This window comes from Mesorhizobium sp. M2A.F.Ca.ET.037.01.1.1 (assembly GCF_003998075.1).
GTDB lineage: Bacteria > Pseudomonadota > Alphaproteobacteria > Rhizobiales > Rhizobiaceae > Mesorhizobium.
Genome location: NZ_RZSA01000613.1, coordinates 1 through 4115, shown reverse-complemented (window position 1 = coordinate 4115; position 4115 = coordinate 1). Strand labels below are relative to the sequence as shown.

General features: G+C 63.4%; 2 protein-coding genes and 1 pseudogene. 2 read left to right on the top strand and 1 reads right to left on the bottom strand.

Annotated elements, in window-relative coordinates; all coding sequences use genetic code 11:
* The coding region (locus EOA27_RS25395) for a helix-turn-helix transcriptional regulator (protein WP_145970522.1) at positions 1-350 on the top strand (350 nt) is incomplete at its 5' end.
* A gap of 512 nt (positions 351-862) precedes the next feature.
* Here the strand turns inward: EOA27_RS25395 and secA are convergent.
* Positions 863-3595, bottom strand: coding sequence for a preprotein translocase subunit SecA (gene secA / locus EOA27_RS25390; protein WP_126081071.1), 2733 nt, complete (start codon positions 3593-3595; stop codon positions 863-865).
* 262 nt (positions 3596-3857) lie between these two features.
* On the opposite strand from secA, the pseudogene EOA27_RS25385 reads away from it, so the two are divergent.
* A pseudogene (locus EOA27_RS25385) lies at positions 3858-4115 on the top strand (peptidylprolyl isomerase); the annotation flags it as partial.

Below are 4115 nucleotides of genomic sequence, written 5' to 3'. Positions count from 1 at the left end.
CCTTGCTGCAGGGCGACGAGGCCGCGCAGCGTGAAGCGCTGGATATTTTCGAGGCGCTCGGCGCAAGACCAGTAGCGCAGCATGTGCGCGGCCTGCTGCGGCAGAGCGGCGTGGGCCGTATTGCCAGAGGTCCAAGGCAGGCGACGCGCGCCAACCAGGCCGGCCTTACGCAGCGCCAGATGGAGGTCCTGCAGTTGATCGAACGAGGCTTCTCCAACAAGAAGATCGCCGCGCATATGGCGATCTCGCCGAAGACGGTCGATCACCACGTTTCGGCGGTGCTCGGGAAACTGGAAGCCGTCTCGCGCGGCGAAGCAGCGGCCGCGGCGCGCGCGTCGGGGCTGGTGTAAGGTTGGTGCGTTCCCCGACACAAGGATTTTGAAAAGTTGCCGTTTGTCTTGGTGCAAGATTCTCCGTTCATTTCCGTGAAATCAGCGCAACGCCGGAGATTGGTTGAAGCCGCCCCAACCGCGTCATTCTATGGCGGAGCAAGGAGCGAAGCGACGCGCGCAGACCATAGAATCCATTCCGTGACTTGGAAGCGTTGCTGCTGCGGCGCAGAGTTCTGCTCCGTTGCACGTCGAGGCGAAGATAACGGCATGGATTCCAGGGTCTTCGCGACGGAGCTTCGCTCCTGCTTCGCCCTGGAATGACGATCGCGATGGGCGTTTCGGCCAATCTCCAAGGCATGCCGCCTGCCGACGCAGAGGGAGCCGACCGGTCAAAATCCCTGTGCTGGGGAATTAGTTGCTAGGGAAGCCTGACTCGGCGTTCTACCGGGATCGCGGAATGGCGGCGCTGCCCCTCATCCGCCCTTCGGGCACCTTCTCCCCGTATAGTGACGGGGAGAAGGAAGACTGCGTCAGGCGAAGGCGCCGTGGCAGTGCTTGTATTTCTTGCCGGAGCCGCAGGGGCAGGCTTCGTTGCGGCCGACCTTGCCCCAGGTCGCGGGGTTCTTCGGGTCGCGGTTTTCCGGAGCGACAACGGTATTCGAATCCTGGCGCAGGAGAAGCGCGGTTTCGCCGCCCTGGAAATCGTCCTCGCCGGTGGAGCCGTCGATATGGCTGCCGAACATCTCGGGCGCCTCGGGCGGCGGCGCGTCCGCAGCCTCGCGCACCAGCTCGACGCGCATCAGCTGCGCGGTGACGGCTTGGCGCAAATTGCCCAGCATGCCCTGGAACAGCTCGAAGGCTTCGCCCTTGTATTCCTGCAGCGGGTCGCGCTGGGCGTAGCCGCGGAAGCCGACGACCGAGCGCAGATGATCGAGATTGACGATATGCTCGCGCCACAGATGATCGAGCGTCTGCAACACCACCGAACGCTCGACATAATTCATCACGTCGGGGCCGAAGCGATCGGCGCGCTCCTTGGCGGCGGCATCGGCCGCGGCCGTGATGCGCTCGCGGATGTCGTCCTCGGCGATGCCCTCTTCCTTGACCCATTCCTCGATCGGCAGGTCGAGGTTGAGGTATTGCCCCACCTCTTCCTTGAGGCCGGCGACGTTCCATTGCTCGGCATAGGCGTTTTCGGGGATGTTCTTGGCGACGATCTCCTCGATGACGCCTTCACGCATCTCGGTGATCGTCTCCGACAGGCCTTCGCCGTCCATCAGCTCGATGCGCTGCTCGAACACCACCTTGCGCTGGTCGTTCGAGACGTCGTCATACTTCAACAGATTCTTGCGGATGTCGAAGTTGCGCGCCTCGACCTTCTTCTGCGCCTTCTCCAGCGCCTTGTTGATCCAGGGATGGATGATCGCCTCGTCTTCCTTGAGGCCGAGCTTCTGCAGCATGCCGTCCATGCGCTCGGAGCCGAAGATGCGCATCAGGTCATCCTGCAGCGACAGGAAGAATTTCGAGCGGCCCGGATCGCCCTGACGGCCGGAGCGGCCGCGCAACTGGTTGTCGATGCGGCGCGATTCGTGGCGCTCGGTGGCCAGAACGTAAAGGCCGCCGGCGGCCAGCGCCTTTTCCTTCAGGCGTTCGACATCGTCGATGATGGCCTTTTCCCGCGCCTCGCGCTCGGGGCCGGCCGGCATGTCGCCAAGCTCCTCGGCGATGCGCATCTCGGCATTGCCGCCGAGCTTGATGTCGGTGCCGCGGCCGGCCATGTTGGTGGCGATGGTGATGGCGCCGGGCTTGCCGGCCTGGGCGACGATGGACGCCTCGCGCTCATGGTGGCGAGCGTTCAGCACTTCGAAGTCCTTGATGCCTTCCTTGCGCAGGCGCTCGGCCAGTTGCTCGGATTTCTCGATCGAGGTGGTGCCGACCAGGATCGGCTGGCCGCGGTCGCGCGCGTCCTTGATTTCCTTGACGATCGCCTTGTATTTCTCGTCGACCGTACGGTAGACCTCGTCGTCCTCGTCCTTGCGGGCGACCGGCAGGTTGGTCGGGATCTCGGTGACTTCGAGATTGTAGATGTTGGCGAATTCCTCGGCCTCGGTCAGCGCCGTGCCGGTCATGCCGGCGAGCTTCTTGTAGAGGCGGAAATAGTTCTGGAAGGTGACGGAGGCCAGCGTCTGGTTCTCCGGCTGGATCTGCACATGCTCCTTGGCCTCGAGCGCCTGGTGCAGGCCTTCCGAATAGCGGCGTCCTGGCATCATGCGGCCGGTGAACTCGTCGATGATGACGATCTCGCCGTTGCGCACGATGTAATCGCGATCCTTCTGGAAGAGCAGATGCGCCTTCAGCGCGTTGTTGACGTGGTGGACGATGGCGACATTCTCGACGTCATAGAGCGACTCCCCTTTGAGCAAGCCCGCCGCTGTCAGCATGTTTTCGAGCTTCTCGGTTCCTTCCTCGGTGAAGATCGTCGTCTTCTGCTTCTCGTCGACCTCGTAGTCGGCCGGGCCGAGCTTCAGCATGAAGGCGTCGATGGTGTTGTACATTTCCGAGCGGTCCTCAAGCGGACCGGAAATGATCAGCGGCGTGCGCGCCTCGTCCACCAGGATGGAATCGACCTCGTCGACGATGGCGTAGGAGTGGCCGCGCTGCACCATCTGCGAGCGCTCATACTTCATATTGTCGCGCAGATAGTCGAAGCCGAGCTCGTTGTTGGTGGCGTAGGTGACGTCGCAGGCGTAGGCCTCGCGGCGCTCGTCGTCGGAAAGGCCGTGGACGATGATGCCGACGGTCAGGCCGAGGAATTTGTAGACGCGGCCCATCCATTCGGCGTCGCGCTTGGCGAGGTAGTCGTTGACGGTGACGACATGCACGCCCTTGCCGGCGAGCGCGTTGAGATAGACCGGCAAGGTGGCGACCAGGGTCTTGCCCTCGCCGGTGCGCATCTCGGCGATGCCGCCATTGTGCAGCACCATGCCGCCGATCAACTGGACGTCGAAAGGCCGCATGCCGAGCACGCGGCGGGCCGCCTCGCGCACCGTGGCGAAGGCCGGGACCAGCAGGTCGTCGAGCGAAGCGCCGTTAGCGAGATCCTGGCGGAATTTCTCCGTGCGCCCGGCAAGCTCGGCGTCGGAAAGCGCCCGCATCTCGTTTTCCATGGCGTTGATGGCCTCGACCCTAGGTCGGGTCGACTTGACGCGCCGGTCGTTGGAAGAACCGAAAACCTTACGGGCGAGACCGCCGAGACTGACCATCCAATGGTCCTTTCGATAGCAATTTTGGCCGTTTGCGACAGGCGCCTGGCGGGCCCATCAAATCCGCGTGAATGCGGACAAACGCAAAAAGCGCCCGGAAAACGGTTCTGGACGCCAAGTCGTTGGACAGATAAGAGGGGGCTCAATCGATGTCAACGCCGCGTTAGCCCTATGGGCAGCGCCAAATTCCGCCACAATTCGACTGATCTGGAACCCTTCCGCTCACGCGATCCTCATTGGCAATCCCATTGGAGTTATCTTGATGCCCCTGTCGTTCCGCCGCGCCTCGCTCGCCAGCCTCGGTCTGGCCTTCGGGCTCTCGGCTCTTAGCCTGTCGCCGCTGATGGCGCAGGAGACCAAGCCCGCGGATGCCACCGCGCCTGCCACCGCTCCCGCCGCGCCGGTCGATCCCAATGCCGTGGTCGCCACCATCAATGGCGAGAAGCTGACCGAGGCCGATCTTCAGCTCGCCGAAGGCGAACTCTCGCAGCAGTTCGCGCAGCTGCCGCCCGATCAGCGC